This window comes from Actinomadura fibrosa (genome assembly GCF_900659615.1).
GTDB classification, from domain to species: domain Bacteria; phylum Actinomycetota; class Actinomycetes; order Streptosporangiales; family Streptosporangiaceae; genus Spirillospora; species Spirillospora fibrosa.
This window is the reverse complement of record NZ_CAACUY010000040.1, coordinates 33,764-58,192: the sequence shown is the minus strand read 5'-3', so window position 1 is coordinate 58,192 and position 24,429 is coordinate 33,764. Positions and strand designations below refer to the sequence as shown.

The window sequence follows — 24,429 nt, the reverse complement described above, 5'->3', positions numbered from 1 at the left end:
CTGCGCCGGGGCGGCGGGCGCCGGGACGGGCCTCACCCGCCGGGCGGCGGCGGGACGCGGCGGGGACTCGGGAGCGGGCGGCGCCTCGGGCGCCGGGTCGGGCGGCGGAGCGGTGGGACGGAAGATCTCATCGACACCGGGCAGCCTTACCCGACGTTGGCCCACCTGACGAGCACCTCCCGCGCCAGACCCCGGTATGCGTTCGCGCCCATCGAGTTGGGGTCGAAGTAGGTGATCGGCTCCCCCGCGACGGTCGCGTCCGGAAACCGTACCGTGCGGTTGATGACGGTGTGGAACACCTTCTCGCCGAACGCCTCGACGATGCGCCCGAGGACCTCGCGGGTGTGCAGGGTGCGCGAGTCGTACATGGTGCCGAGCACGCCGTCGATCACCAGGTCGGGGTTGATGCGCCCCTGGACCTTGTCGATCGTCTCCATCAGCAGCGCGACACCGCGCATCGCGAAGTACTCGCACTCCAGCGGGATCAGCACGCCCTCGCTCGCGGCCAGCGCGTTCACGGTCAGCAGGCCGAGCGACGGCTGGCAGTCGATGAGGATGAAGTCGTAGTGCGGGACGGCGGACTTCAGCGCCTGCTGGAGGATGTACTCGCGGCCGACCTCGTGGACGAGCTGCACTTCGGCGCCCGACAGGTCGATGTTGCTGGGCAGCAGGTCCATCCCGTCGACGCCGGTCTCGATGACGACGTCCTCCCACTCGGTGTCCTTTTCGAGCAGCAGGTTGTGGATCGTCACGTCGAGCTGGCGCGGGTCGCCCTTGCCGAGGCCGACCGAGAGGGCGCCCTGCGGGTCGAAGTCGACGAGCAGGATGCGGCGCCCGTACTCGGCGAGCGCGGCCCCCAGGTTGATCGTCGTCGTGGTCTTGCCGACGCCGCCCTTCTGGTTGCAGATCGCCACGATCCGCGCGGGCCCGTGCTCGGCCAGGGGCTCCGGTTCCGGAAAGACGGGCACGGGTCGCTGAGTCGGGCCGAGGGCCCGACTCGGATCGGTCTCTATGGTGGCGGAGGAGAGGACCCCCTCCGCACCCTTTGTGCTGGTCACCAGATCCCTCCGCGGTGGCCCGGAAATGCCGTCCAGAACGGGGACTCTAAGCCCCTGACTCCCTGGTCTCAAGCCGACGCGCGCCGATAGTCGGGATTTGTCAGCTCCGCGCGCGGGGGTGCGAGGTGGCGTAGACCTCGCGCAGCAACTGGACGGTCACCAGAGTGTAGACCTGCGTGGTCGTCACCGAGGCGTGTCCCAGCAACTCCTGGACGACCCGCACGTCGGCGCCCCCGTCGAGCAGATGGGTCGCGAACGAGTGGCGCAGCGTGTGCGGGGAGACGTCCGACAGCCCGGCCCGGTCGGCCGCGGCGCGCAGCACCATCCAGGCGCCCTGCCGCGACAGCCGACCGCCCCGGGCGTTGAGGAACAACGCGGGGCCGCCCCGTCCCGCCTTGGCGAGCTCGGGCCGCGCCCGCACGAGGTAGGCGTCCACGGCCTGGCGGGCGTAGTCACCGATCGGGACGATCCGGGCCTTGCCCCCCTTCCCGGCGACCCTGGCGAAACCCTCCCGCAGGTCGAGGTCGTCGGCGTCCAGCCCCACGGCCTCGGAGATCCGCGCCCCGGACCCGTACAGCAGCTCCAGCAGCGCCCGGTCGCGCAGCCCCCGGGCCACCCCCGCATCCCCGTCCGCCGGCCCGGACGCCGCCGCCAGGAGCCGCTCCACCTCGTCCAGGGAGATCGCCTTGGGCAGCCGGCGCGGCGGCGTGGGCGGCTTCACCTCGTGAGCGGCATCACCCTCCGCGAGGCCCTCACGCAACGCGAACCGGTGCAGGCCCCGCACCGCGACGAGCGCGCGCGCCGCCGACCCCGCCGACAGCGGCGGATGCTCCTCGTCGCCCTCGCGCAGCCCCACCAGGAACGCGCGGACATCGTCCTCGGTGACCTCGCCGATCGCCGTACGGCCCCGCCCTCCCTGCACCTGCGCGTACCGGCGCAGGTCACGGCGGTAGGAGCTGAGGGTGTTGGCGGCGAGCCCCCGCTCCACGGCGAGGTGCCCGAGATAGGTGCGCACGGCGGCATCGAGCGCCGAGCCCGTCCCGGCATCGTCGACGGCGGGTCGCGCGGCGCTCCGGCCGGTCGTGCTCGGGGACAGTGCGGCACCTCGTTCTCGGCGATCGGGCCTGTGGACGTGCCCATCATGCCCCCTCCCGGCCGCGCCGCGAGCCCCCGACCCGGCCGCGCCGCCCGCATGTCGCCCGCGCTGACGGGAAACGCCCGGTCAGCCCTCCGGAGCGTCCACCGGACGGAGATCCCGGTAGCCGTTCGCCCGCGCCGCCTGCACCGCCAGGACCCCGATCGAGGCGATCATGTTGTGGACGTCGCCCGCGAGGACCTTGCGGACCGCCTCGTCCAGCGGGACCCACACGACGGGCATGTCCGCCTCCTCGTGCACCCGCTCGAAGTCGATCTCGTCGGCCGGCACCTCGGTGAGGTCCCGCGCGAGGAAGATCCGGACCCGCTCGTCCGACATGCCCGGCGAGGAGAACACGTCGAGCAGGGTGTCCCAGCGCCCGGCGCGGTACCCGCTCTCCTCCAGCAGTTCCCGCGCGGCCAGCCGGTGCAGCGGCTCCCCCGCCACGTCGCGGAGCCCGGCGGGAGCCTCCCACAGCAGGCGCCCGACCGGATGCCGGTACTGCCGCAGCAGCAGGACCCGGTCCCGGTCGTCCAGCGCGATGATCCCCACGGACCCGACGTGCTCGATGACGTCCCGCCCGACGAGCTCGGTGCCGTCGCCGTTCGGCATCTCCACCCGGTCCCGGCGCACCGTGAAGATCGGCCCCTCGAAGGCGACCGACCGCTCGGCCACCTCCCACGCCGCGGACCGGTCGCGGACGTCGTCCGGCCCGAGCCCGCTCACTGAGCGTTCACCCGCGCCGCGTCCTGACCGCCCTCGCGGTCCGCGGCGTACTCCAGCGCCGCCGACACCAGGCCCGTGAACAGCGGATGCGGGCGCGTCGGCCGCGACCGGAACTCCGGATGCGCCTGCGTCCCCACGAAGAACGGGTGCTGCTCCCGGGGCAGCTCCACGTACTCGACAAGCCGCCCGTCCGGCGACAGGCCGCTGAACCGCAGCCCCGCCTCCTCGAGCCGATCCCGGTAGGCGTTGCTGACCTCGTACCGGTGCCGGTGCCGCTCGGACACCTTGGCCTCCCCGTACAGCTCGCGCACCACCGACCCCTCGGCGAGATCCGCCGGGTACAGCCCGAGCCGCATGGTGCCGCCCATGTCCCGCTCCCCCGCGACGACGTCCACCTGGTCGGCCATCGTCGCCACGACCGGATGCGCGGTCACCGCGTCGAACTCGGTGCTCCCCGCGTCCGCGAGCCCGCCGAGATCCCGCGCGGCCTCGATCACCATGCACTGCAACCCCAGGCAGATCCCGAGCAGCGGCACCCGGTTCTCCCGCGCGTGCCGCACCGCGCCGACCTTGCCCTCGATGCCCCGCACCCCGAACCCGCCGGGGATGAGGACACCGTCCACACCGTCCAGCTCCCGCTTGGCGCCCTCCGGCGTCTCGCAGTCGTCGCTCTTCACCCACCGGATGTGGACCTTCGCGTCGTTCCCGAACCCGCCGTGCCGCAGCGCCTCCGTCACCGACAGGTACGCGTCCGGAAGATCGATGTACTTCCCGACCAGCGCGATCGTCACCTCGCGCGCGGGCTTGTGCACCCGGCGCAGCAGCTCGTCCCACGCCCCCCAGTCCACGTCCCGGAACGGCAGCCCGAGCCGCCGCACGACATAGGCGTCCAGCCCCTCCGCGTGCAGCACCTTCGGGATGTCGTAGATGCTGGCCGCGTCCACCGCCGACACCACGGCCTCGCGGTCCACGTCGCACATCAGGCTGATCTTGTGCTTGAGCCCGTCGGTGATCGGCCGGTCCGACCGGCACACGATCGCGTCCGGCTGGATGCCGATCGACCGCAGCGCCGCCACCGAATGCTGCGTCGGCTTGGTCTTCAGCTCCCCCGACGGTCCGATGTACGGCAGCAGCGACACGTGCAGGAAGAAGCAGTTGTCCCGCCCGATCTCGTGCCGGATCTGCCGCACCGACTCCAGGAACGGCAGCGACTCGATGTCGCCGACCGTCCCCCCCACCTCGGTGATGACGATGTCGACCTCGGTGTCGTCCGCCATCCCGCGGATCCGATCCTTGATCTCGTTCGTGATGTGCGGGATGACCTGCACCGTGTCGCCCAGGTACTCCCCGCGCCGCTCCTTGGCGATCACGTTCGAGTACACCTGGCCCGTGGTGACGTTCGCCGACCCGTGCAGCTCCGTGTCCAGGAACCGCTCGTAGTGCCCGATGTCCAGATCCGTCTCCGCCCCGTCATCGGTCACGAAGACCTCGCCGTGCTGGAACGGGTTCATCGTCCCGGGATCGACGTTGAGGTACGGATCCAGCTTCTGCATCGTGACCCGCAGGCCGCGCAGCGTGAGAAGCCGTCCGAGGCTGGACGCCGTCAGTCCCTTGCCGAGGCTGGAGGCGACGCCGCCGGTAACGAAGAGATGCTTGGTAGGACGGGTCCTACCAGTGGCTGCCGAAGGCAAGAAGACGCTCCCGTGGTCGTAGCGAGGCGGACAGTCCGCACTATCCACGGGCCTCGAGTCTACTGCTTTGACCTCGGCGTCAGGCCTGGCGGCCTTCCTTCAACGGCCAAAGCGGCGATCGCCGCATCGCTCCGGCTCGCCTGGCGGCTCACTGCGCGATCAGGTTCTCGCAAGCTCGAACCTGGCTTCGCACGCGATCGCAACGCCCCGGCCGCCGCCACCCCAGCCACAAACACCCCCGCCCGCAGGCCCTCCACACCACCAGGGCGTGTCGCCCCACCCTCCCCCGCGTCCGAGAAACACCCACCCCGGACAAGCCACCCAAACCCCCACCACAACCACCACCAGCTCCCACCACCCGCCGCGCAAGCCAAGCCCACGCGCCCCCGAAACGCCGCCAATGCCCACGCAAGGGCCCGATGATCAGCACGGCGTGGACGAGGCGCCATGCAACCAGGAGCAGAGGACCGCCAAGGCCCACCCCGGGACTCAGAGGAAACGTGCGCCACGCAGCAGCAAGATCATCCAACCCGCTACGCCGTTCGTCGGGCAGGCCCGCCAAGGCCAGTCCTGAGTAACTCAGCGGCGCTCGGGCGCAGCTCGGACGAGGCGGTCACGCACCCGAGGAGAACCACCCACGCCCGCCTTCCCGAGCTCAGCGGGGCGAGTGTCATGCGGCGGGACCATTACCCAGCCCGCTGGAAGGTTCGCCGAGCAGGCTTGACGGCCCGTCGCGAGTGATTCTGCGGTGCTCGGACGCGGCACGCGCGAGGCGGCCACGCACCCCGGGCGGGGCGTCAGAGCCCGCTGCGAGGCTCAGCGGGGACGTGCGTCACGCGGTGGCATGACCATCCGGCCCGCTAAGCGGTTCGCCGAGCAGGCCCGTAAAGGCCCGTCGCGAGTGACTTCAGTGACGCTCGGACGCGGCGCGGACGAGGCGGCTATGCACGCCGGAACGGAAGACCGCCGGAGCTCACCTCGGGACTCAGCGGGAAAGTGCGCCGCGCGGCGGCATGACCGTCTAGCCCGCGAGCGAGGGCGCTGAGCAGGCCACGCAGCCCCGTCGCGGAGGGTCTGGCGGTGCCGCACGCAGCGCCGACGGGGCGGCCATGCACCCCGTGAGGAACCTGCCTCTTCGGGCTCAGCGGGGACGAGCGCGACGCGTGGCATGACCACCCAGCTCCGCTGAGCGGGATCTACCGAGCAGGACCACGAAGGCCCATCGCCGGGGTCCCATGGTCGGGCGCGGCGTGGAGAGGCGGCCTTGCAACAAAGGGCGGAGAGCGTCCGGGCCCACGTCGAGGCTCAGCGGGGACGTGCGCCATGCGGCGGCATGACCACGCAGCCTGTCGAGCGGGCGCCGGGCAGGCCACCAGGGCCCGTCGACGGGGCCCTATGGTCGGGCGCGGCGTGGACGAGGCGGCCTTGCAGCTCGGGGCAGAGAGCGTCCGGGCACACGTCGATGTTCAGCGGGAACGTGCGTCGCCTGCTGAGCGGGGCGCCGGGCAGGCCAGCAGGGCTCATCGCCGGGGGACATAGCGGGCTCGGGCGCGGCGTAGGCGAGGCGGCCACGCGTCCCAGCGAGGAAGCCCGCCAGGCTGCTGTTTCGGGCTTGGCGGGCGCGCGGGCGTCCGCCGGCGACAGGGTTGTAAGCCCAGGTTGTGGTGGGCGGGGCGTTGCGATTGCGTGCGAAGCCAAGTTCGAGCTTGCGAGAACTTGATCGCGCAGCGAGCCCCTGGGCGAGCCGGAGCGATGCAGCAATCGCCGCTAAGCCCGTTGAAGGAGGCCCGCTAGGGCCGACGCCAAGGGCTTTGCTATATACGGGGTGCTCCTGTGGGCATGATTGTGCGGAGTTGGCGAGTTAGTTCGTCGATCAGGGAGCGGGCCTGGTCGGCGGCTTGGCGGGCGGCGTCGCGTTCTTGGGAGAGTTCGGCGATGGAGGCGCGCTGTTCGGTGACGGCCTGGGCCAGTTGGTCGACCCATTGGTCGCGTTCGGCGAGCTTCTCGGCGATGGCGTCGCGTTCGGCGGCCATCTGGCGCATTCCGGCGACGGCCTTGTCGCGTTCGCGGCCGGCCTGGTCGGCGCGGCCGCGGGCGAGGGTGAGCTCGGATTCGGCGCGGGCCTGGCCTTGGACGGCGGCTTCGCGGGTGCGGTCGGCGGCTTCGCGGGCCTTGGCGCTGGCGTCGCGTTCGCGTTCGGCCTTCTTGGCGGCCTCCAGGGACTGGGCGGCGGTGTCGAGGGCCTGCTGGCGTTCGGCTTCGGCGGCTTCGGCGCGGCGTTCGGCGTCCTGGGCGCGGCGTTCGGACTCCTGAGCGCGGCGGTCGGCGTCCTGGGCGCGGCGGTCGATCTCCTGGGCGCGGCGTTCGGCGACCTCGGCGCGGCGGCGGGACTCGTCGGCCTCCTTGCCGGCGGCGACGACGGCGTGCTGGAGGTTCTGGGCGGTCATCTCGGCGTCGGTGACCTTGGCGCGCAGCGCGGCGAGTTCGGCGTGCGCGGTCTCCAGGGCGCGGGAGAGCTCGGACGCCTGCTCGGCGACGCGGTCGCGTTCGGACTCGGCGGAGCGGCGGGCGGCGACGGCGTCCTCGACGGCGCGGAGGGCGTCGTCGCGGGCCTCGCTCATGGCGTCGCGCTGCTGGATGGCCTGCCGGACGGTGGCCTCGGCCTCGGCGACGCGGCGTTCGGCCTGCTCCGCCTGGGCCTGGGCCTGCTCCATCTGGGCGCGGGCCTGCTCGGCCTGCGCGCGGGCCTGGTCGGCCTGGACGCGCGCCTGCTCGGCCTGGCCGCGGGCCTGGTCGGCCTGGGCGCGGCCCTGCTGGGCCTGGTTCCAGGCGGCGGCCGCGTCGCGCTGGGCGTTCTCCTTCTCGGTCTGGAGCGCGGCGATCTGCTGGACGGCCTCGTTCTGGACCTCGGCGGCCTGCCGTTCGGCCTCGACGGCGCGGCGGTCGGCCTGCTCGGCCTGACCGCGGGCGCGCTGCACCTCGCCCCAGGCGGCCGCGGCGTCGCGCTGCGCCGACTCCTTCTCCGCCTGGATCGCGGCCACCTGGGCGGCGGACTCGGTCTGCGCCTCGGCGACACGGCGTTCGGCCTCGACGGCGCGGCGGTCGGCCTGCTCGGCCTGGCCGCGGGCGCGCTGCACCTCGCCCCAGGCGGCGGCCGCGTCGCGCTGCGCCGACTCCTTCTCCGCCTGGATCGCGGCCACCTGGGCCGCGGTCTCGGTCTGCGCCTCGCTGACCTTGCGCTCACCGGCGGCGAGGGCGTCGCCGATGAGGTCGGCCATCTGGCGGAGCCGCTCGACGATGTCCCATGGCTGGGCCTCGGGCGCCTCGATCTCGGAGCGCGCCTCGGTCCGGGTCTCGCCCGGGCCGGCGGGCTTGGCCATCTGTATCGGCTGCTGGGCGGCCGGGACGGGCACGTCGGTGCCCCGCCCGGGGTCGCGTCCCATCGCGGGCCAGGGGGAGCCCGCGTCCGGGACTCCGCGCGAACCACCCGATCCGTTCAGCTCACTCACTTTGTTCCTCGCCTGGCGGCTCGGAGCCGCGTTCGCGGGGCTGCCATGGACATGGTGCTCGCTTCACTCCTCGCCGTACGGCTCGTCGCTTCGCTCACGAAAGGCACTCTAGTGCCGACCAGCGGAGCGTTTGCCCAGTTTGGGGTTTAGTTTCTTGATCATCCTGACGCGTTCCCGCACGCCGGACGCCTGATCACGTGGTGTGGCGGCCCCGTGGCGCCCCCTCCACGGTGCCATGTGTCACATCGCGTGAGGGCCAAAACGCGGACAGGACGGGACTGCCCCCGCGCGAGACGCGTGAAACAACGGGCGGGTGCCGCCGAAGCCGGGCGGAACGGAGCCCGGGTGGAACAATCGCGCACCATGGAGCTTCGCACCCTGTATCCGCCGATCGAGCCGTACGATTCCGGGCTGCTCGACGTCGGCGACGGCAATCAGATCTACTGGGAGGTCTGCGGGAACCCGGACGGGAAGCCGGCGGTCATGCTGCACGGCGGGCCGGGCGGCGGGTGCAGTCCCGCGCACCGCTCGCAGTTCGATCCCGAGGCGTACCGGATCGTGCTGTTCGACCAGCGCAACTGCGGACGGAGCCTGCCGCACGCCAAGGACCCGGACGTGTCGCTGGAGGCCAACACCACCTGGCACCTGGTGGCGGACATGGAGCGGCTGCGCGAGCACCTCGGCGTCGAGCGGTGGCTGGTCTTCGGGGGGAGCTGGGGCAGCGCGCTGGCGCTGGCGTACGCGGAGACGCATCCGGAGCGGGTGTCGGAGCTGGTGCTGCGCGGAATCTTCATGCTGCGCCCGTTCGAGCTGTACTGGTTCTACCAGGAGGGCGCGTCGCTGCTGTTCCCCGATCTGTGGGAGAAGTACCTGGAGCCGATCCCCGAGGACGAGCGGGAGGACCTCCTGTCCGCGTTCCACGAGCGGCTCAACTCGCCCGACCGGGACGTGCGGGTCGCGGCGGCCACGGCGTGGGCGACCTGGGAGGGCTCGACGATCACGCTGCGGCCGGACGCCGGGCTGGCGGCGGGGTTCGCCGAGCCGGACTACGCGGTGGCGTTCGCCCGCATCGAGAACCACTACTTCGTCAACGGCGGCTTCTTCGAGGACGAGCAGCTGATCCGCGACGTCGACCGGATCCGGCACATCCCGGCGGTGATCGTCCAGGGCCGCTACGACGTGTGCACGCCCGCGGCGACGGCGTGGGATCTGCACCGCGCCTGGCCGGAGGCGGAGTTCCACATCGTGGACGACGCCGGGCACGCGTACAGCGAGCCCGGGATCCTGCACCGGCTCATCGAGGCCACCGACCGCTTCGCCCGGACGGACCGATAGGCGTCCCGGTCCTCGGGGCTTGGTTACGGACCTCTTCGCGCTTTACGGCCTACTGCGCCGCCGTCCCGGCCGGGTCCGTAATGAGGGTGGGGCCTCGCGTTCTCGCGAGGCCCTTCGCGGCGTCTGGAGACTCATGGAAACCGGCCATTTCTCACCCAGGAGCAAGCAAGTTCTTACCCATGGGTGGGGACAGTCTTGCCTTGCAAGTCAGCTGGTCCGCGCTTTCGGAGCGCCGGCGGTAGCCTGATCGCCCATCCGTCCCGGAATGCCGCGCGAGAGGACGACCTTCGACAACGCGAGCGACGCCCGCGAACCCCAGGGCGTTGTCGAAAAATCGGAGTGATTCACCTCACACAACCGATACACAGAAACCCTCCCGAAGCGACGGTCAATGGCTAAAGTGGCGCGGAGGTCCGCCGGACGCCGCGCGTCGCGCCGTGCTCGTGATACCTCCTGCACAGGAGGGGGAAATCCGATGTCCGGCCCCGCGTTAACGCGGCCGAAATAATCCCGAATTTCGCAAGCGTATTGCCCTACCCGGTCCGCGCGAAGTTCAAACATCTCGCCGATAACAATCGCGGACGATCATTCGGCCGGGTTCGCTAAGTTGCCAAGACATGGCAGCTCAATCCCTGGAAACACCGGACCGACGCCCCGCCGCCGACGCGACGAACGCCGACGTGCGGCTCCAGGAGCCAGGCCCGGCGGACGGCCCGGAGCTCTGGCGGATCGCCCGTGACTCGCGGGTCCTGGACGTCAACTCGCCCTACAGCTACGCGCTGTGGTGCCGCGACTTCGCCGGCACTTCCGTGGTGGCGCGCGACGGCGACGCCCTCTGCGGCTTCATCACCGGCTACGTGCGCCCGGCGAGCCCGGACACGCTCTTCGTCTGGCAGGTCGCCGTCGACGCGTCCCACCGCGGCCGCGGCCTCGCCCGCCGCATGCTGGACCGGCTCGCCGACCGCGCCGGAGCCCGCGGCCAGTCCTTCATGGAGGCGACGGTGACGCCGGGGAACGCCGCCTCCACCGCGATGTTCGAGTCCTTCGCCCGCGACCGCGGCTGCGCGCTGGTCCGCAGCCCGCTGTTCGGCGCCGAGCACTTCCCCGGCGGCGGGCACGAGCCCGAGGTGCTGTTCCGGATCGGCCCGTTCGCGCCGGCGAACTGACGGCGCGACCGCCCTCAACGACCGTTCCCCTTCACCCCACTCCAACCTGCCGGAGGCAGAACATGGACGTTTTCGCCCGCATGGAATCGGAAGTCCGCGGCTACTGCAGGAGCTGGCCGGCCGTCTTCACCACGGCGCGTGGCAGCCACATCACCGATGAGAACGGCCGAACCTACCTCGATTTCTTCGCCGGCGCGGGAACGCTGAACTACGGGCACAACGACCCGCAGCTGAAACGCCGGCTGCTGGACTATCTGGCCGGCGACAACGTGGTGCACAGCCTCGACATGTACACCGCCGCGAAGCGCGACTTCCTGGAACGCTTCAACGAGTACGTGCTGGCGCCGCGCGGGCTCGACTACAAGGTGCAGTTCCCCGGTCCGGCGGGCAACCACTCGGTGGAGGCGGCGCTGAAACTGGCGCGCAAGTACACCGGGCGGGAGACGGTCGTCAGCTTCACGAACGCCTTCCACGGCATGACGCTCGGCGCTCTCGCGGTCACCGGCAACTCGATGAAGCGCACGGGCGCAGGGGTGCCGCTGGGCCACGGCGTCGCGATGCCCTATGACAACTACCTGGACGGCCGCACGCCCGACTTCCTGCTGTTCGAGACGATGCTGGACGACAGCGGCAGCGGCCTGGACAAGCCCGCCGCGGTCATCGTGGAGACCGTCCAGGGCGAGGGCGGCATCAACGTCGCCACCCCCGAGTGGCTGCGCGGCCTGCACGACCTGTGCAAGCGGCACGACATCCTGCTGATCGTCGACGACGTGCAGATGGGCTGCGGCCGCACCGGCCCGTTCTTCAGCTTCGAGGAGGCCGGGATCACCCCGGACATCGTGTGCCTGTCGAAGTCGCTGAGCGGGTACGGGCTGCCGTTCGCGGTGACGCTGATGCGGCGCGAGCTGGACGTGTGGGAGCCCGGCGAGCACAACGGCACCTTCCGCGGGTTCAACCCGGCGTTCGTGACGGCGGTCGGGGCGCTGGAGGACCACTGGGCCGGCGCGGGCCTGGAGAAGCAGACCCTCGCCAAGGGCCAGCAGGTGCAGACGGCGCTGGACGAGATCGCTCTCGCGCACCCCGGGGCCGTCGACTGCGTCCGCGGCCGGGGCCTCGCCTGGGGGCTGGTCATGACGGACGCCGAGCTGGCGCCGCGGGTCTGCGCGGAGGCGTTCCAGCGGGGGCTGCTGATGGAGACGTCCGGGCCCGAGGGCGAGGTGGTGAAGCTGCTGCCGCCGCTGACCACGAGCGAGGCGGACCTGGCCCGCGGCCTGGAGATCGTCGCCGACTCGGTCGAGGCCGTGCGCACGGCCGTCGCCGTCTGAGACCGCACGACCGGCACGACCGGCGCGCCGGCGCCGGGCACACCGAAAGAGGAGTTCCATGATCGTTCGTTCCCTTGACGAGATCGTCGGCACCGACCGCGACGTGCAGGCCGACACCTGGTGCAGCCGCCGCTTCGTGCTGGCCAAGGAGGGCGTCGGGTTCTCGCTGCACGACACCGTCCTGTACGCCGGCACGGAGACGCACATGTGGTACGCGAACCACATCGAGGCCGTCTACTGCATCGAGGGCCAGGGCGAGCTGATCAACCAGGAGACCGGCGAGAAGCACCGGATCGAGCCCGGCGTGATGTACCTGCTGGACGGCCACGAGCACCACACCCTCCGGGCGCACACGGACGTGCGGACCGTCTGCGTCTTCAACCCCCCGTGCACGGGCCGGGAGGTCCACGACGAGAACGGGGTCTATCCGCTGCTCACCGAGGAGGACGCCTGATGAGCATCATCGAGTCGCATCCGACCATCGACGACGCCTACCCCACCCGCAAGGCCGCCGAGGCGGCGCTGCTGTACCGGCAGGACCCGGTCGTGTACGGCGGCCCGGAGGACGGCCCGATCGACGCCGCGACGCTGGACGGCTACGAGGCGAACGGCTACCTGTCGGTCGACCGGCTGCTCGCGCCGGAGGAGGTCGAGGACTACCGCGCCGAGCTGCGCCGGCTGGCCTCCGACCCGGAGATCCTGGCGGACGAGCGCACGGTGACCGAGCGCGGTTCGGACGAGATCCGGTCCATCTTCGAGGTCCACCGGATCAGCGAGGTGTTCGCCGCGCTCGTCCGCGATCCCCGCGTGGTCGGCCGGGCCCGGCAGATTCTCGGCTCCGAGGTTTACGTCCACCAGAGCCGGGTCAACTACAAGCCAGGCTTCACCGGCAAGGACTTCTACTGGCACTCGGACTTCGAGACCTGGCACGCGGAGGACGGCATGCCCCGGATGCGCGCGGTGAGCATATCCATCGCGCTCACCGAGAACTTCGTGCACAATGGCGGCCTAATGATCATGCCTGGCTCGCACAAGACGTTCGTGGCCTGTGTCGGGGAGACGCCCGCCGACCACTACAAGGAGTCCCTGCGCGGCCAGGAGATCGGCACGCCCGACCCGAACAGCCTCTCGATCCTCGCCGACAAGCACGGGATCGAGCTGTTCACCGGGCCCGCGGGGTCGGCGACCATGTTCGACTGCAACTGCATGCACGGCTCGAACGGCAACATCACCCCGTTCCCGCGCTCTAACGTGTTCATCGTGTTCAACAGCGTGGAGAACACGTGCGTCGAGCCGTTCTCGGCGCCGGCGCCGCGGCCCTCGTTCATCGGGGCCCGCGACTTCACCCCCGTCGGCGGCTGAGCCGCCGCCCGTCCAACTCGATATCCCGACCCACCCGGCCCCGCGCCCGCGGGGGGCTCAGCGCCCCCCGCGGGCGCGGCGGCACACCATCCAGGAGCTCGACGATGACTTCCTCTCGACGCGATTTCCTCCGCGGCGCCGTCCTGCTGTCGGCGGCGGTCCCCCTGGCCGCCGCGGGCTGCTCCACGACGGATCCGGACAAGGAGAAGGCGGGCGGCGGCACCCTCGACAAGGCCAAGAGCGACGGCAGGATCCGCGTCGGCTTCGCCAACGAGGCCCCGTACGGCTTCACCGACAAGTCGGGCAAGCTGACCGGCGAGGCGCCCGAGCTGGCCCGCGTCGTGTTCAAGGAGCTCGGGATCGACAAGGTCGAGGGGGTGCAGGTCGACTTCGGCGGCCTGATCGGCGGGCTCAACGCCAAGCGGTTCGACGTCATCGCGGCCGGGATGTTCGTCACGCCCGAGCGCTGCGGCTCGGTCGCGTTCTCCGACCCCGAGTACGTGGCGAAGAGCGCGTTCATGGTGCCCAAGGGCAACCCGAAGGGCCTGAAGACCGCCGAGGACCCCGGCAAGAAGGGCGTCAAGGTCGGTGTGCTCACCGGTGCCGTCGAGGGCGGCTACGCCGAGAAGCTCGGCGTGAAGAAGGGCAACATCAAGACGTTCGCCGACCAGCCGAGCGCCTTCGAGGGGCTGAAGGCCGGACGGATCGACTGCATCTGGCTGACCCGCATCTCGCTGGCCGACATCATGTCCAAGCACCAGGGCGAGCCGTACGAGGTCACCGAGGCGTTCACCCCCGTCGTCGACGGCAAGGAGCAGCTCGGCGCGGGCGCGTTCGCGTTCCGCAAGGCCGACGCGGACCTGCTCAGCGCCTTCAACGGCAAGCTCGCCGAGCTGAAGAAGGCGAACCGGCTGCTGCCGATCATCCAGCCGTTCGGGTTCACCCAGGCCGAGATCCCGGCCGCCGGCGACACCGCCGCCAAGTTCTGCCAGGCGTGATCCGTGTCCGATGTCCTCGACAGCTACCAGCTGCTGCTGAAGGGCGCCTGGGTCACCGTGCAGCTGACCCTGTACGGGAGCGCGCTGGCGCTGGTGCTGGCCCTGGTCTTCGGGCTGGTCGGCACCTCCCGCCTGCGCGCGGTCCGCGCGCTGAACCGCGTCTACGTGGAGTTCTTCCGCGGGACGGCGACGCTGGTGCTGATGTACTGGTTCTTCTACTCGCTGCCGCTGATCGGGCTGCGGTTCACGCCGATGTTCGCCGCGGTGCTCGCCCTCGGCCTCAACGTGGGCGCCTACGGCGCCGAGGTGGTGCGCGGGTCGGTCAACGCCGTCCCGAGGGCGCAGTACGAGGCGACCGTCGCGCTGAACTTCACGCCGCTCCAGCGGATGCGCCGGGTGCTGCTGCCGCAGGCGGTGGCGCTGATGCTGCCGCCGTTCGGGAACCTGCTCATCGAGCTGATGAAGGGCAGCGCCGTCGTGTCGCTGATCACCATCAGCGACCTGATGTTCCGCGCCAAGCAGATCCAGGCGTCCACCGGCGAGACGCTGTGGACCTACGTCGCGATCCTCGTGATCTACTTCGTGATCGCGCAGGTGCTCCAGCTCGCGGTGCGGCTGGCCGAGCGGCGCGTGGACCGGATGCTCGGGCGCGCGCCGTCCCGTGAGGCGTCGCTGTCCACGATCGCGGCGGGCGCCCCCGGCGCGGAGGTGAGGTGACCGTGGACTGGGACTGGAGCTACACCGGCGACATCCTGCCCGACCTCCTCAAGGGCCTGCGGTACACGATCATCGCGACGCTCGCCGGGTACGCCATCGCGATCGTCCTCGGCATGGTGTGGACGCTGCTGCGCCGCACCCCGTTCGCGGCCGTGAACCAGGCGGTCCGCTGGATCACCGAGTTCATCCGCAGCACGCCGCTGCTGGTGCAGCTGTTCTTCCTCTACAACGTGCTGCCGTCGTGGGGGCTCAGCCTGAGCTCCCTGACCACCGGGATCATCGGCCTCGGCCTGCACTACTCGACCTACACCGCCGAGGTGTACCGGGCCGGGATCGCCGACGTCCCCCGCGGCCAGTGGGAGGCCGCGACCGCGCTGAACCTGCCGAGGTCGCGGGTGTGGCTGGACGTGATCCTGCCGCAGGCCGTCCGCCGCGTGATCCCGACGCTCGGCAACTACCTCATCGCGATGTTCAAGGACTCCCCGCTGCTGCTGGCGATCAACGTCGCGGAGCTGCTGCACGAGGCCTTCGAGGTCGGCTCGAAGTCCCTGATGTTCCTGGAGCCCATCACCCTGGTCGGCCTGCTGTTCGTCGCCGTCAGCGTCCCGTCCTCGATCCTCGTCCGCCGCCTGGAGAGGCGCTATGCCACCTACTGACACCACACCCGACGCCCCGTCCCCGAAGAAGGAGGCCGCCGCGGCGGTGCTGCCGCGCGGCGGCGCGCCGGGCATCCGGTTCGAGAAGGTCGTCAAGCGGTTCGGCTCCAACGTCGTGCTCCGCGAGCTCGACTTCTCCGTGGCGCCGGGCGAGCGCGTGACGCTGATCGGGCCGAGCGGGTCGGGCAAGACCACGATCCTGCGGCTGCTGATGACGCTGGAGAAGCTCGACGACGGCCTGATCTGGGTCGGCGACGACACGCTCTGGCACATGGAGAAGGGCGGTAAACGCGTCCCGGCCAACCAGCGGCACCTGCACGAGATGCGCAAGCGGATCGGCATGGTGTTCCAGCAGTTCAACCTGTTCCCGAACATGAACGTGCTGCGCAACCTCACCGAGGGGCCGGTGCGGGTGCTCGGGCTGTCGCGGGACGAGGCGGTCGAGCGCGCCCGCGGCCTGCTGGACATGGTCGGGCTCGCCGACAAGATCGACGCGCATCCGTCCCAGCTCTCCGGCGGGCAGCAGCAGCGCGTGGCGATCGCGCGGGCCCTCGCCATGGAGCCGCGGGTGCTGCTGCTGGACGAGGTCACCTCCGCGCTCGACCCGGAGCTCGTCGTCGGCGTGCAGGACCTGCTGCGCGACATCGCCAGGGAGAGCGACCTGACGATGCTCTGCGTGACCCACGAGATGGGCTTCGCCAAGGACATCTCCGACCGGGTCCTGATGTTCGACCAGGGGCAGATCGTCGAGGAGGGGCCACCGGACCGGATCTTCGGTGAGCCGTCCGAGCAGCGCACCCGGGACTTCCTCCAGGCGGTCCTCGCCTCCTGAGCCGCCCCGGGCACGGCCCCGGCCCCGCCGCTCGCCGTTTACGCCGCCCGCGTTCCCGTCGCCCCGGGAACGCGGGCGGCCTCGCCTTCGGGTCGTCAGGCGACGCCGGGCCAGGCGCGCCCGACGAGATCCTCCCAGCGGACGAGTGGGGCGTCGGCGCCCGTCTGCCGGGCGATCTCGTAGGGCAGCGACCCAAAGGGCGCCTTGGCGGGATTGCGGCTGATCTGGGCGACGATGGCCTCGGCGAGTCCGCAGCCGGGCTCCAGGCGCGGCAACGCCCGGTGCGTCCGTTCCGCGAGGCCCTCGGGCAGCCGTGCGCTGCCCGGCCCGGTGACGTCCACGCCGATCCCGGCGTGCGCCAGGGCGGTCTCGGCGCGCATCCGGTCGGCGATGCCGAGGCTGGTGTGCAGCGCGATCGCCTCCCAGACGAGCCGCGCCCGCGCCTCGTTCAGGCCCTGCTCGCGGAGGAAGTCCGCGGCGAGGTCCGCGCCGTCCACCTCGAAGCGCTGGTTGCCGTTCCCGCGCTCGGTGAGGCCCACGTCGTGCAGGACGCACGCCAGGAACAGCACCTCGTCGTCGTAGTCGGAGCCGGGGACGAGGTTCCGCGCGTCGGCGAGCGCGCGGGCGAACACGTATCCGCGCACGCTGTGGTTGGCCAGGGCCGGCGTCTCGATCTCGAAGGCCAGGGCGTGGGCCTTGCGGGCCAGGTCGGTGTCGGGCAGCGCGAACTCGGTGAAGTGGTCGGCCACGGGGGTCTCCTCCATCGGCGGGCGGTCGGACGCAGCCGATCGTCCAGGCCCGGCGGAGGCGGTCACCAGTGTCCAGGCTGCCGTGGTGCGCTACGTTCTGGCCATGCCCGCCCCGACGCCGACTCCCCCGCCCGGTTCTGTACACGTCGTCGCGGTCCTGGCCATGGACGGGGTGGTGGCGTTCGACCTCGCGGTTCCGGGCCAGGTGTTCGGCGCGACCACGACGGAGGGCGGCGTCCCCCTCTACGAGACGCGCGTGTGCACCCCGCCGGGCGGCGCGGAGTCCGACGCGATGCTCGGCCGCATGCGCCTGACCTCGCCTTTCGGGCTGGACGCGCTGGCCTCCGCGGACACGATCGTCGTCCCCGGCCACACCGGTCCCGGCGGACGGCCGCCGCAGCCGCCGCCCGCCGCGCCCGCGGAGGTGCTGGACGCGCTGCGCGACGCCGCGGCCCGGGGCGCGCGGATCGCGTCCATCTGCGTGGGCGCGTTCGTCCTCGCCGCCGCCGGGCTGCTCGACGGGCGGCGGGCCACCACGCACTGGATGTACGCGCGGGAGCTGGCCCGGCGGCATCCGCGGATCGACGTCGACCCGTCCGTGCTGTTCGTGGACGGCGGGCGGGTGCTCACGTCCGCGGGCGTCGCCGCCGGGATCGACCTGTGCCTGCACCTCGTCCGGCGCGACCACGGCGCCGCGGCGGCCGCGCGGACCGCGCGCCGCATCATCATGCCGCCGCAGCGGGACGGCGGGCAGGCGCAGTTCATCCGGCACGAGGACCCGCGGGACGGCGGTCCCGCCCTCCAGCCGACCCTGGCGTGGCTGGAGGCGAACCTGCACCGGCCGCTGACCCTGGACGAGATCGCGCGGCACGCGTCGGTGAGCGTCCGGACGCTGACCCGGCGGTTCCGCGAGCAGGCGGGGACGACGCCGCAGCAGTGGCTGTCGCGCGCCCGGGTCCGCCGCGCACAGCAGCTGCTGGAGAGCACGGACCTGCCGATCGAGCGGGTCGCCGCCGCGTCGGGCTTCGCCTCGCCCGTGACCCTGCGCGCCCATTTCGCCCGCCGCGTCGGCGCGTCCCCGCAGGCCTACCGCAGCACCTTCCGCACCCGCATCACCACGTCCCCGACCAGCGTGTGAGCCCCGCCGCACGGTCGAACCACCGCCGCGCAAGCACGCCACTACGTGACCGCCGCCGCGTGAGCCAGCCGAGCAGCTGAGCCCCGTCGGCGCGGCCGGGTTTCGTGGTGGTTCTTGCGGTGCCCCGCTTGGAGGGCACCGAACGTCATTCGGTACCGTGGCTCTGCGCAAGGCGGAGGGCGGTTCGGACGCGGAGGGACGCGGATACCCATGCTGACGCATCCACGATCGGCGGCACCCATGAGCGGCGGCACCCATGACTGACGGCACGGCGATCGCCGGGCTCGGGATGACGGAGCTGGGCAAGGTCTACGGGCGCAGCCCGCGGCGCCTCGCCGCGGACGCGGTGCGGCTCGCCGCCGCCGACGCGGGCCTCGCCCTCGGCGACCTGGACGGGCTGCTCGTCAGCCACGGCATGGGCGGCTCCCCCGGCATCGAGCTGGCCGACACCCTCGGGCTGCGCGACCTGCGGCTGCTCGCCCAGGTCAACGCGTTCGGCGCCACCGCCGGGGCGATGGTGTCCTACGCGGCGATGTCGGTGCTGAGCGGCGCCGCGACCACGGTGGCCTGCGTGTTCGCGGACGCGCCGCTCAAGCCGAAGCAGTCGGCGGGCTCGGCGTACCACCGCGACGCCCGGGAGTGGTACGGGTTCGGCGGCATGACGGCGGCGCTCGGGCTGCGCAGCGTCAACGCCTTCTACGCGCTGGCGGCGCAGCGGCACATGGCCCGGTACGGGACGACCAGCGAGCAGCTCGGCGCGATCGCCGTGTCGACGCGGCAGTGGGCCGCCCGCAACCCGCTCGCGCAGATGCGCGAGCCGATCACGCTCGCCGACCACCAGGCGTCCCGGTGGGTCGCCGAGCCGCTGCACCTGCTGGACTGCTGCCTGGTCTCCAACGGCGCGATCGCCGTGATCGTCACCGGCGCGGACCGGGCCCGCGACCTGGCGCGCCCGCCCGTCCACCTGTGGGGCTGGGGGCAGGGGCATCCGGGGCACCGCAAGGAGCGCGGCAGCGAGTTCGGGCTGACGACGGGCGCCGCCGCGTCCGGCGCGGGCGCGATGAAGATGGCCGGGATCACCCCGTCCGACGTGGACGTGTGCGAGCTGTACGACTGCTACACCTACACCGTGCTGGTGTCGCTGGAGGACTACGGGTTCTGCGCGAAGGGCGAGGGCGGCGCGTTCGCGGCGTCCGGCGCGCTCGGCCCGGGCGGGTCGCTGCCGACGAACACCGGCGGCGGGCAGCTGTCCGCCTACTACATGTGGGGGATGACGCCGCTGTCGGAGGCGGTGATCCAGGCGCGCGGGGACGGCGGGGAGCGCCAGGCCCCGTCGAACGACGTGATCCTGGTCAGCGGCAACGGCGGCATCCTGGACCACCACGCGACGCTGATCGTCAGCCCGCACCCGAAGGGGGCCTAGCGATGGAGATCGGCATCCTGCGGCGGGACGGCCGCACCGACCCGTTCTTCGACGGCACCGCCGCGGACCGGCTCGTCGTGAAGCGCTGCGAGGCGTGCGACCGCTGGTACGCGCCGGACGCGGTCGCCTGCCCCGGCTGCGGCGACGAGGACCTCGCGTGGGCCGAGGCGAGCGGCGAGGCGTCCCTCGTCACCTGGACGGTCACGCACGGCCGTCCCGCCGAGGACGGGACGGTCCCGCCGCCGGCGTTCCTGGCGCTGGTCGAGCTGGCCGAGGGGCCGTGGCTGCACGCGCGCCTGGACGGCGTCGAGCAGGGGGACCTGCACGAGGGGCTGCCGCTGCGCGCGTCGTTCGTCCACCCGGACGAGGGCGAGTCGTACGTGCTGTTCCGCCTCATCGCCTGATCCCGGCCGCCACTGGACCGAATGGCGTTCGGTCCTCTAGCGTCGGAGCCATGCGCACCGAGGTCTGCGAACGGTTCGGCATCGAGTTCCCGCTGTTCGCCTTCAGCCACTGCCGCGACGTCGTCGCCGCCGTCACCAACGCCGGCGGGCTCGGCGTCCTCGGCGCCGTCGCCTACACGCCCGAGCGGCTGGAGGAGGAGCTGCGCTGGATCGACGACCACGTCGGCGGCCGCCCCTACGGCGTCGACGTCCTCGTCCCCGGGAGGATCGACGAGTCGGCGGAGCGGGCCGGGCGCGGCGACGGTGGCCTCGACACCATGCTCGCCGCGATCCCCGCCGAGCACTGGACGTTCCTGACGGGCCTGTTCGACAAGTACGGCGTCCCGCTGCCCGACTTCGAGAAGGCCAAGCGCTCCAACGCGCGCGGCGGCACGCAGGTCACCAAGGAGGGCGCGGGCGAGCTGATCGACGTGTCGCTCGCCCACCCGATCCGGCTCATCGCGAGCGCCCTCGGCACGCCCCCGCCGGTGATGGTCGAGAAGGCCAAGGCCGCCGGGATCCCCGTCGCCGCGCTCGTCGGCACCGCCGAGCACGCCCGCCGCCAGGTCGCCGCGGGCGTCGACCTCGTCGTCGCCCAGGGCGGCGAGGCGGGCGGCCACACCGGCGAGATCTCCACGATGGTCCTCGTCCCGGAGGTCGTGGACACCGTCGCGCCCGTCCCGGTCCTCGCCGCGGGCGGCATCGCCACCGGACGGCAGATGGCCGCCGCGATGGCCCTCGGCGCGTCCGGCGTGTGGTGCGGGTCGGTGTGGCTCACCACCGAGGAGGCCGAGACCTCGCCGCCGGTGAAGGCGAAGATGCTCGCCGCGACGTCCCGCGACACCGTCCGGTCCCGGTCCCGCACCGGCAAGCCCGCCCGCCAGCTCCGCTCCGCCTGGACGGAGGAGTGGGACGGCCCCGCGAGCCCCGGCCCGCTCGGCATGCCCCTCCAGATGATCGTCGCGGAGGGCGCCATGCGGCAGATCACCAAGGTCGCCGAGTCCGGCAACCCGGGCGCCCAGGAGCTCGCCAACTACTTCGTCGGCCAGTGCGTCGGCCTGATGAACACCGTGAAGCCCGCCCGCCAGGTCGTCTACGACATGGTCGAGGAGTTCACGGACGCCGTCGACCGCCTCAACGCCCTGACCGCGGGCGACTGACCCCCGGAAGGCGAACCGTCCGGTTTCGGCCGCCGCGACGGTGCTCCGGTTCACCACCGCCCCCGTGAGCGGGCCCTAGGCTGCGAGGAAAATTCCGCTCGGGGAGGTCGGCCGTGGTCAGTCCCCCACTCCCCGAGCCCGGACGCGGCCTGCTCGCGCTCTTCGCCTGGATGACCGGGCGGCTGCCCTGGCGGCTCGACTCCCGCCCGTTCCCGGTGACCGTCCTGGAACCCGCCACCGACGACGACGACCCCGAACCGCACCTGGACGAGCTGCGCCACCTCGCGAGCGAGCTGGCGCTGTCGGCGGTGTCGCCCGAGCTGGCCGACTCCGCCGACAGCCAGGCCGCCGCGATCGCGCTCGTCGACTCCCTCTCCCAGCCGCTCACCTGGAGCCGCACCCGCTCCCAGTTCGGCCGCCTCCGCTTCCCCCGCTCGGACCTCGTCCGGACGATCCAGGCCGCGGCCGCCGAACCCGGCCCCGACGGCTCCCCCGCCCCGCCCCCGTACCGGCGCTCGCCCGTCGCCACCGTCGCCCGCTGGAACGAGCACGCGGGGCTGTTCCCCTGGCAGGGCGGCGCGCTGCGCGCCCCCGCCTGGTGGTCGACGGTCGGCGCCTCGCTCGTCGCGGTCATCGCCGTCCTCGCGGGCGGCATCGCCGAGCAGACGCCGCGCCGCATCCTCGTCACCGCCGCGGCCGTCATCGCCGGGATCCTGCTGCTCGTCGCCGGGCTCACCGCCCGGCGCGTCTGGCTGCCCGTCCTGTCCAACGCCGGGTACGGCAGCCGCTACCGCTGGTTCGCGCGGACCTCGTTCTTCGCCGTCCTCGGCGACGGCGACGAGGACGGCGACGACCTGGGCTTCGAGGGCCGGCTGCACCGCGTGTCGGAGCGGCTCACCCAGCCGGACGCCGCCCGGTTCCTGCTCCAGATCAAGACGTTCGCGCTGCTGGAGGACATGCGCGACCAGTACCGGCGGCTCGCGCCCAGCCTGCGCGGCTTCAAGCGCCCCGCCCCGCCCGTCGTGTTCCTGTCCCGCGCGTCCCGCCGCAACGGCGGTCTGGCCGTCCTGACGGCGATGAGCGACATCCGCGCCCGCCGCAGCGAGTTCCACCCGCTGATCGTCATCGCGTCCATCGACGCCGCCGCCCGCGACGAGATCGGCCCGCCGCCGCCCGGCGGCGCGCCCCGCGACCGCTACGAGCGGTGGCGGGACTCGCTCGGCACCGCGCAGGGCCCCAGCGAGTCCGTCCCGCTGCCGTGGCTGCTGCGCCTGCCCGTCGGCGGCGACCCCGACACCGACCGCCCCGCCGACGACGCGCCCGCCTTCGCGCCCCGCCGCCGCCCCCGCTGGACGTGGCTGTGGTCCTGGCGCAGCCTCATCGCCGCCGCCGTCGCCTGCGCGCTCGCCCTCACCCTCGTCCAGGCCCACCTCCGCAGCACCTATTGCAGCGTCGGCCTGCCGATGTCCTGGAACGGCGACACCCGCCAGCAGGAGAACCCCGACGGCAGCCGCGAATGCGTCGGCGTCTCCACCCACGGCGTCCGGTTCGAGCGCGGCCGCGACAGCATCGGCATGGACGGCGACGCGCGGCACCCGTCCGCCGCCAGCACCGGCGGCCACATCACCCTCGCCGACCTCCAGCGGCGCATCGACGCCGAGAACCGCCGCATCGCCGCCGGGCCGGACCCCTACGTCACCCTCGTCTACGTCGGCACGTTCACGTTCGGCGCGGGACAGAGCGAACTCACCGTCTCCAGCATCCGCGAACTGGCGGGCGCCTACCTAGCGCAGGTCCGCAACAACCAGCACGGCAACTCCGGCGAGGTCGGCAACGCGCTCAAGGTCCGGATTCTGCCCGCCAACGCCGGACGCGACATGGCCCTGTCCGAGGAGACCGCCGAGCGCATCCTGCACGTGGCCCGGCGCGACCCGTCCGTCGTCGGCGTCGTCGGCTTCGGCCGCAACACCGGACCGTCCCGCACCGCCATCCAGCGCCTCACCCGCGCCGGCCTGCCCGTGGTCAACACCGTCAACTCCTCGGACAAGCTCCCCGACCTCCCCCACTACTACCGCCTCGCCGCCACGAACCGCGAGGAGGCCGCCGCGACGTCGGCCGCCCTCCGCGACGCCAAGGTGAAGAAGGTGGCACGCGCCATGCTGGTGTACCGGTCGTCCGCCGGCTCGGACGCACCGAAGACATCCGGCCCGACCGGCCCGACCGAGGACGTCTACAGCAGCGAGATCGCCGGCGACGCCGCACGCGCCCTCTCCCCCGCCCCCATCGACCACGTCACCTACACCGGCGCCGGCGACGTCTCCGGCACCGTCAAGGCCGCCTGCGCCCGCACCGGCGCCCCGTACACCCTCGTCTACTTCGCCGGACGCGCCGAGGACCTCGCCGGGCTCACCAACGGCCTCGTCCAGGGCGGCTGCACGAGGCGCCGCCTGCTCCTGATCGCCGGCGACGACGTCACCAAGACCCGATTCGGCACCGGCCCCCACGAGGTGCGGCTCCCCGCGAACGTCACCGTCTACCACACCGCGTTCGTCCACCTGCCGAACCTGCTCACCGGCGACGCCGACCTCACCGACGACTTCTTCCTCATGGCCCGCGGCCGGTTCGGCATCGGCGTCCCGCGCGTCAAGCCCGACGAGCCCCTGCTGGTGGACGGGCAGATGGCCCTCACCTTCGACGCCACGATCGCCATCGCCGAGGCCGCCCAGAACGCCTACACGTTCCTCGGCCCCCGGCTCGTCACCGGCGGCCGCTCCGTGACGAGCGGCGCCGTCCTGGAGGAACTCCACAACCTGTACGTGCGGCGCGGCGGCTCCGCCACCGGCGACATCGACTTCACCGGGGACCACCGCAAATCCGCCGCCCCCCGTCCCCGAGGCCTCACGCTCGTCAGGGTGACCCTCGTGAACGGCCGCCCGCAGTCCACCGCCATCTGCGGACAGCTCAACGGCGGCGTCCGCGCCGGCAAGCTCCCCCGCTGCTGACCGT

General features: G+C 72.4%; 20 protein-coding genes. 14 read left to right on the top strand and 6 right to left on the bottom strand.

What is annotated here, in order from left to right; genetic code table 11:
* Positions 1 to 146: 146 nt before the first annotated feature.
* The 5 genes from E1300_RS16745 to E1300_RS16725 form a co-directional block, all read right to left on the bottom strand.
* Entirely contained in the window at positions 147 to 968 is an 822-nt protein-coding gene (locus E1300_RS16745) for a ParA family protein (RefSeq protein ID WP_207399782.1), read from the bottom strand.
* 190 nt (positions 969 to 1,158) lie between these two features.
* On the bottom strand, positions 1,159 to 2,073 hold the full coding sequence (locus tag E1300_RS16740) for a site-specific tyrosine recombinase XerD (RefSeq protein ID WP_242619190.1): 915 nt from the start codon (positions 2,071 to 2,073) through the stop codon (positions 1,159 to 1,161).
* 207 nt (positions 2,074 to 2,280) lie between these two features.
* A complete protein-coding gene (locus E1300_RS16735; protein WP_242619189.1) occupies positions 2,281 to 2,919 on the bottom strand; it encodes an NUDIX domain-containing protein in 639 nt (212 codons plus the stop codon).
* Positions 2,916 to 4,610: a CTP synthase gene (gene pyrG / locus E1300_RS16730; protein WP_131757932.1), complete on the bottom strand. Its 1,695-nt coding sequence runs from the start codon at positions 4,608 to 4,610 to the stop codon at positions 2,916 to 2,918. The genes E1300_RS16735 and pyrG overlap by 4 nt, the downstream gene beginning before the upstream one ends.
* Before the next feature lie 1,814 nt (positions 4,611 to 6,424).
* The gene (locus E1300_RS16725; protein ID WP_131757931.1) at positions 6,425 to 8,119 is read right to left on the bottom strand and encodes a coiled-coil domain-containing protein; all 1,695 of its coding nucleotides are present in this window, start codon (positions 8,117 to 8,119) and stop codon (positions 6,425 to 6,427) included.
* A 363-nt stretch (positions 8,120 to 8,482) separates the two neighbouring features.
* Between E1300_RS16725 and pip the strand changes: the two genes are divergently transcribed.
* The 9 genes from pip (at position 8,483) to ehuA (ending at position 16,510) form a co-directional block, all read left to right on the top strand.
* The gene (gene pip / locus E1300_RS16720) at positions 8,483 to 9,454 is read left to right on the top strand and encodes a prolyl aminopeptidase (RefSeq protein ID WP_131757930.1); all 972 of its coding nucleotides are present in this window, start codon (positions 8,483 to 8,485) and stop codon (positions 9,452 to 9,454) included.
* A gap of 617 nt (positions 9,455 to 10,071) precedes the next feature.
* On the top strand, positions 10,072 to 10,620 hold the full coding sequence (gene ectA / locus E1300_RS16715) for a diaminobutyrate acetyltransferase (protein ID WP_131757929.1): 549 nt from the start codon (positions 10,072 to 10,074) through the stop codon (positions 10,618 to 10,620).
* 62 nt (positions 10,621 to 10,682) lie between these two features.
* Positions 10,683 to 11,945, top strand: a complete 1,263-nt coding sequence (gene ectB / locus E1300_RS16710) for a diaminobutyrate--2-oxoglutarate transaminase (protein ID WP_131757928.1) — start codon at positions 10,683 to 10,685, stop codon at positions 11,943 to 11,945.
* 58 nt (positions 11,946 to 12,003) lie between these two features.
* The gene (locus E1300_RS16705; protein WP_131757927.1) at positions 12,004 to 12,399 is read left to right on the top strand and encodes an ectoine synthase; all 396 of its coding nucleotides are present in this window, start codon (positions 12,004 to 12,006) and stop codon (positions 12,397 to 12,399) included.
* A complete protein-coding gene (gene thpD / locus E1300_RS16700) occupies positions 12,399 to 13,307 on the top strand; it encodes an ectoine hydroxylase (protein ID WP_131757926.1) in 909 nt (302 codons plus the stop codon). Before E1300_RS16705 ends, thpD begins: the two co-directional genes overlap by 1 nt.
* Before the next feature lie 104 nt (positions 13,308 to 13,411).
* Positions 13,412 to 14,305 (top strand): ectoine/hydroxyectoine ABC transporter substrate-binding protein EhuB, encoded by an 894-nt coding sequence (ehuB, locus tag E1300_RS16695; protein ID WP_131757925.1) that lies wholly within the window; start codon positions 13,412 to 13,414, stop codon positions 14,303 to 14,305.
* A 3-nt stretch (positions 14,306 to 14,308) separates the two neighbouring features.
* Entirely contained in the window at positions 14,309 to 15,022 is a 714-nt protein-coding gene (gene ehuC, locus E1300_RS16690; RefSeq protein ID WP_131757924.1) for an ectoine/hydroxyectoine ABC transporter permease subunit EhuC, read from the top strand.
* A gap of 2 nt (positions 15,023 to 15,024) precedes the next feature.
* Positions 15,025 to 15,678, top strand: coding sequence for an ectoine/hydroxyectoine ABC transporter permease subunit EhuD (gene ehuD / locus E1300_RS16685; protein WP_207399783.1), 654 nt, complete (start codon positions 15,025 to 15,027; stop codon positions 15,676 to 15,678).
* Complete coding sequence (ehuA, locus tag E1300_RS16680) at positions 15,665 to 16,510, top strand: ectoine/hydroxyectoine ABC transporter ATP-binding protein EhuA (RefSeq protein ID WP_131757922.1); 846 nt, start codon at positions 15,665 to 15,667, stop codon at positions 16,508 to 16,510. Before ehuD ends, ehuA begins: the two co-directional genes overlap by 14 nt.
* Before the next feature lie 95 nt (positions 16,511 to 16,605).
* Here ehuA and E1300_RS16675 read toward each other — a convergent pair whose 3' ends face one another.
* Positions 16,606 to 17,274, bottom strand: a complete 669-nt coding sequence (locus E1300_RS16675; protein WP_131757921.1) for an HD domain-containing protein — start codon at positions 17,272 to 17,274, stop codon at positions 16,606 to 16,608.
* 88 nt (positions 17,275 to 17,362) lie between these two features.
* Here E1300_RS16675 and E1300_RS16670 point away from each other — a divergent pair, with 88 nt between their 5' ends.
* The 5 genes from E1300_RS16670 to E1300_RS16650 all read left to right on the top strand — a co-directional run bounded on the left by E1300_RS16670 (position 17,363) and on the right by E1300_RS16650 (position 24,425).
* The gene (locus E1300_RS16670) at positions 17,363 to 18,397 is read left to right on the top strand and encodes a GlxA family transcriptional regulator (protein ID WP_131757920.1); all 1,035 of its coding nucleotides are present in this window, start codon (positions 17,363 to 17,365) and stop codon (positions 18,395 to 18,397) included.
* A gap of 256 nt (positions 18,398 to 18,653) precedes the next feature.
* Positions 18,654 to 19,820, top strand: a complete 1,167-nt coding sequence (locus E1300_RS16665) for a thiolase family protein (protein WP_131757919.1) — start codon at positions 18,654 to 18,656, stop codon at positions 19,818 to 19,820.
* Positions 19,821 to 19,822: 2 nt separating this feature from the next.
* Positions 19,823 to 20,224: a Zn-ribbon domain-containing OB-fold protein gene (locus E1300_RS16660; protein WP_131757918.1), complete on the top strand. Its 402-nt coding sequence runs from the start codon at positions 19,823 to 19,825 to the stop codon at positions 20,222 to 20,224.
* 50 nt (positions 20,225 to 20,274) lie between these two features.
* Complete coding sequence (locus tag E1300_RS16655; protein WP_131757917.1) at positions 20,275 to 21,423, top strand: NAD(P)H-dependent flavin oxidoreductase; 1,149 nt, start codon at positions 20,275 to 20,277, stop codon at positions 21,421 to 21,423.
* A gap of 113 nt (positions 21,424 to 21,536) precedes the next feature.
* Positions 21,537 to 24,425, top strand: a complete 2,889-nt coding sequence (locus E1300_RS16650; protein ID WP_131757916.1) for a type 1 periplasmic-binding domain-containing protein — start codon at positions 21,537 to 21,539, stop codon at positions 24,423 to 24,425.
* Positions 24,426 to 24,429 lie beyond the last annotated feature (4 nt).

Bases quoted from the DNA above. Each gene is read 5' to 3' on its own strand.
- pip (WP_131757930.1), top strand. From the start codon at position 8,483: ATGGAGCTTCGCACCCTGTATCCGCCGATCGAGCCGTACGATTCCGGG.
- E1300_RS16655 (WP_131757917.1), top strand. From the start codon at position 20,275: ATGCGCACCGAGGTCTGCGAACGGTTCGGCATCGAGTTCCCGCTGTTC.
- ectB (WP_131757928.1), top strand. From the start codon at position 10,683: ATGGACGTTTTCGCCCGCATGGAATCGGAAGTCCGCGGCTACTGCAGG.
- E1300_RS16665 (WP_131757919.1), top strand. From the start codon at position 18,654: ATGACTGACGGCACGGCGATCGCCGGGCTCGGGATGACGGAGCTGGGC.
- ectA (WP_131757929.1), top strand. From the start codon at position 10,072: ATGGCAGCTCAATCCCTGGAAACACCGGACCGACGCCCCGCCGCCGAC.
- thpD (WP_131757926.1), top strand. From the start codon at position 12,399: ATGAGCATCATCGAGTCGCATCCGACCATCGACGACGCCTACCCCACC.
- E1300_RS16670 (WP_131757920.1), top strand. From the start codon at position 17,363: ATGCCCGCCCCGACGCCGACTCCCCCGCCCGGTTCTGTACACGTCGTC.
- ehuA (WP_131757922.1), top strand. From the start codon at position 15,665: ATGCCACCTACTGACACCACACCCGACGCCCCGTCCCCGAAGAAGGAG.
- ehuB (WP_131757925.1), top strand. From the start codon at position 13,412: ATGACTTCCTCTCGACGCGATTTCCTCCGCGGCGCCGTCCTGCTGTCG.
- E1300_RS16675 (WP_131757921.1), bottom strand. From the start codon at position 17,274: ATGGAGGAGACCCCCGTGGCCGACCACTTCACCGAGTTCGCGCTGCCC.
- E1300_RS16660 (WP_131757918.1), top strand. From the start codon at position 19,823: ATGGAGATCGGCATCCTGCGGCGGGACGGCCGCACCGACCCGTTCTTC.
- E1300_RS16705 (WP_131757927.1), top strand. From the start codon at position 12,004: ATGATCGTTCGTTCCCTTGACGAGATCGTCGGCACCGACCGCGACGTG.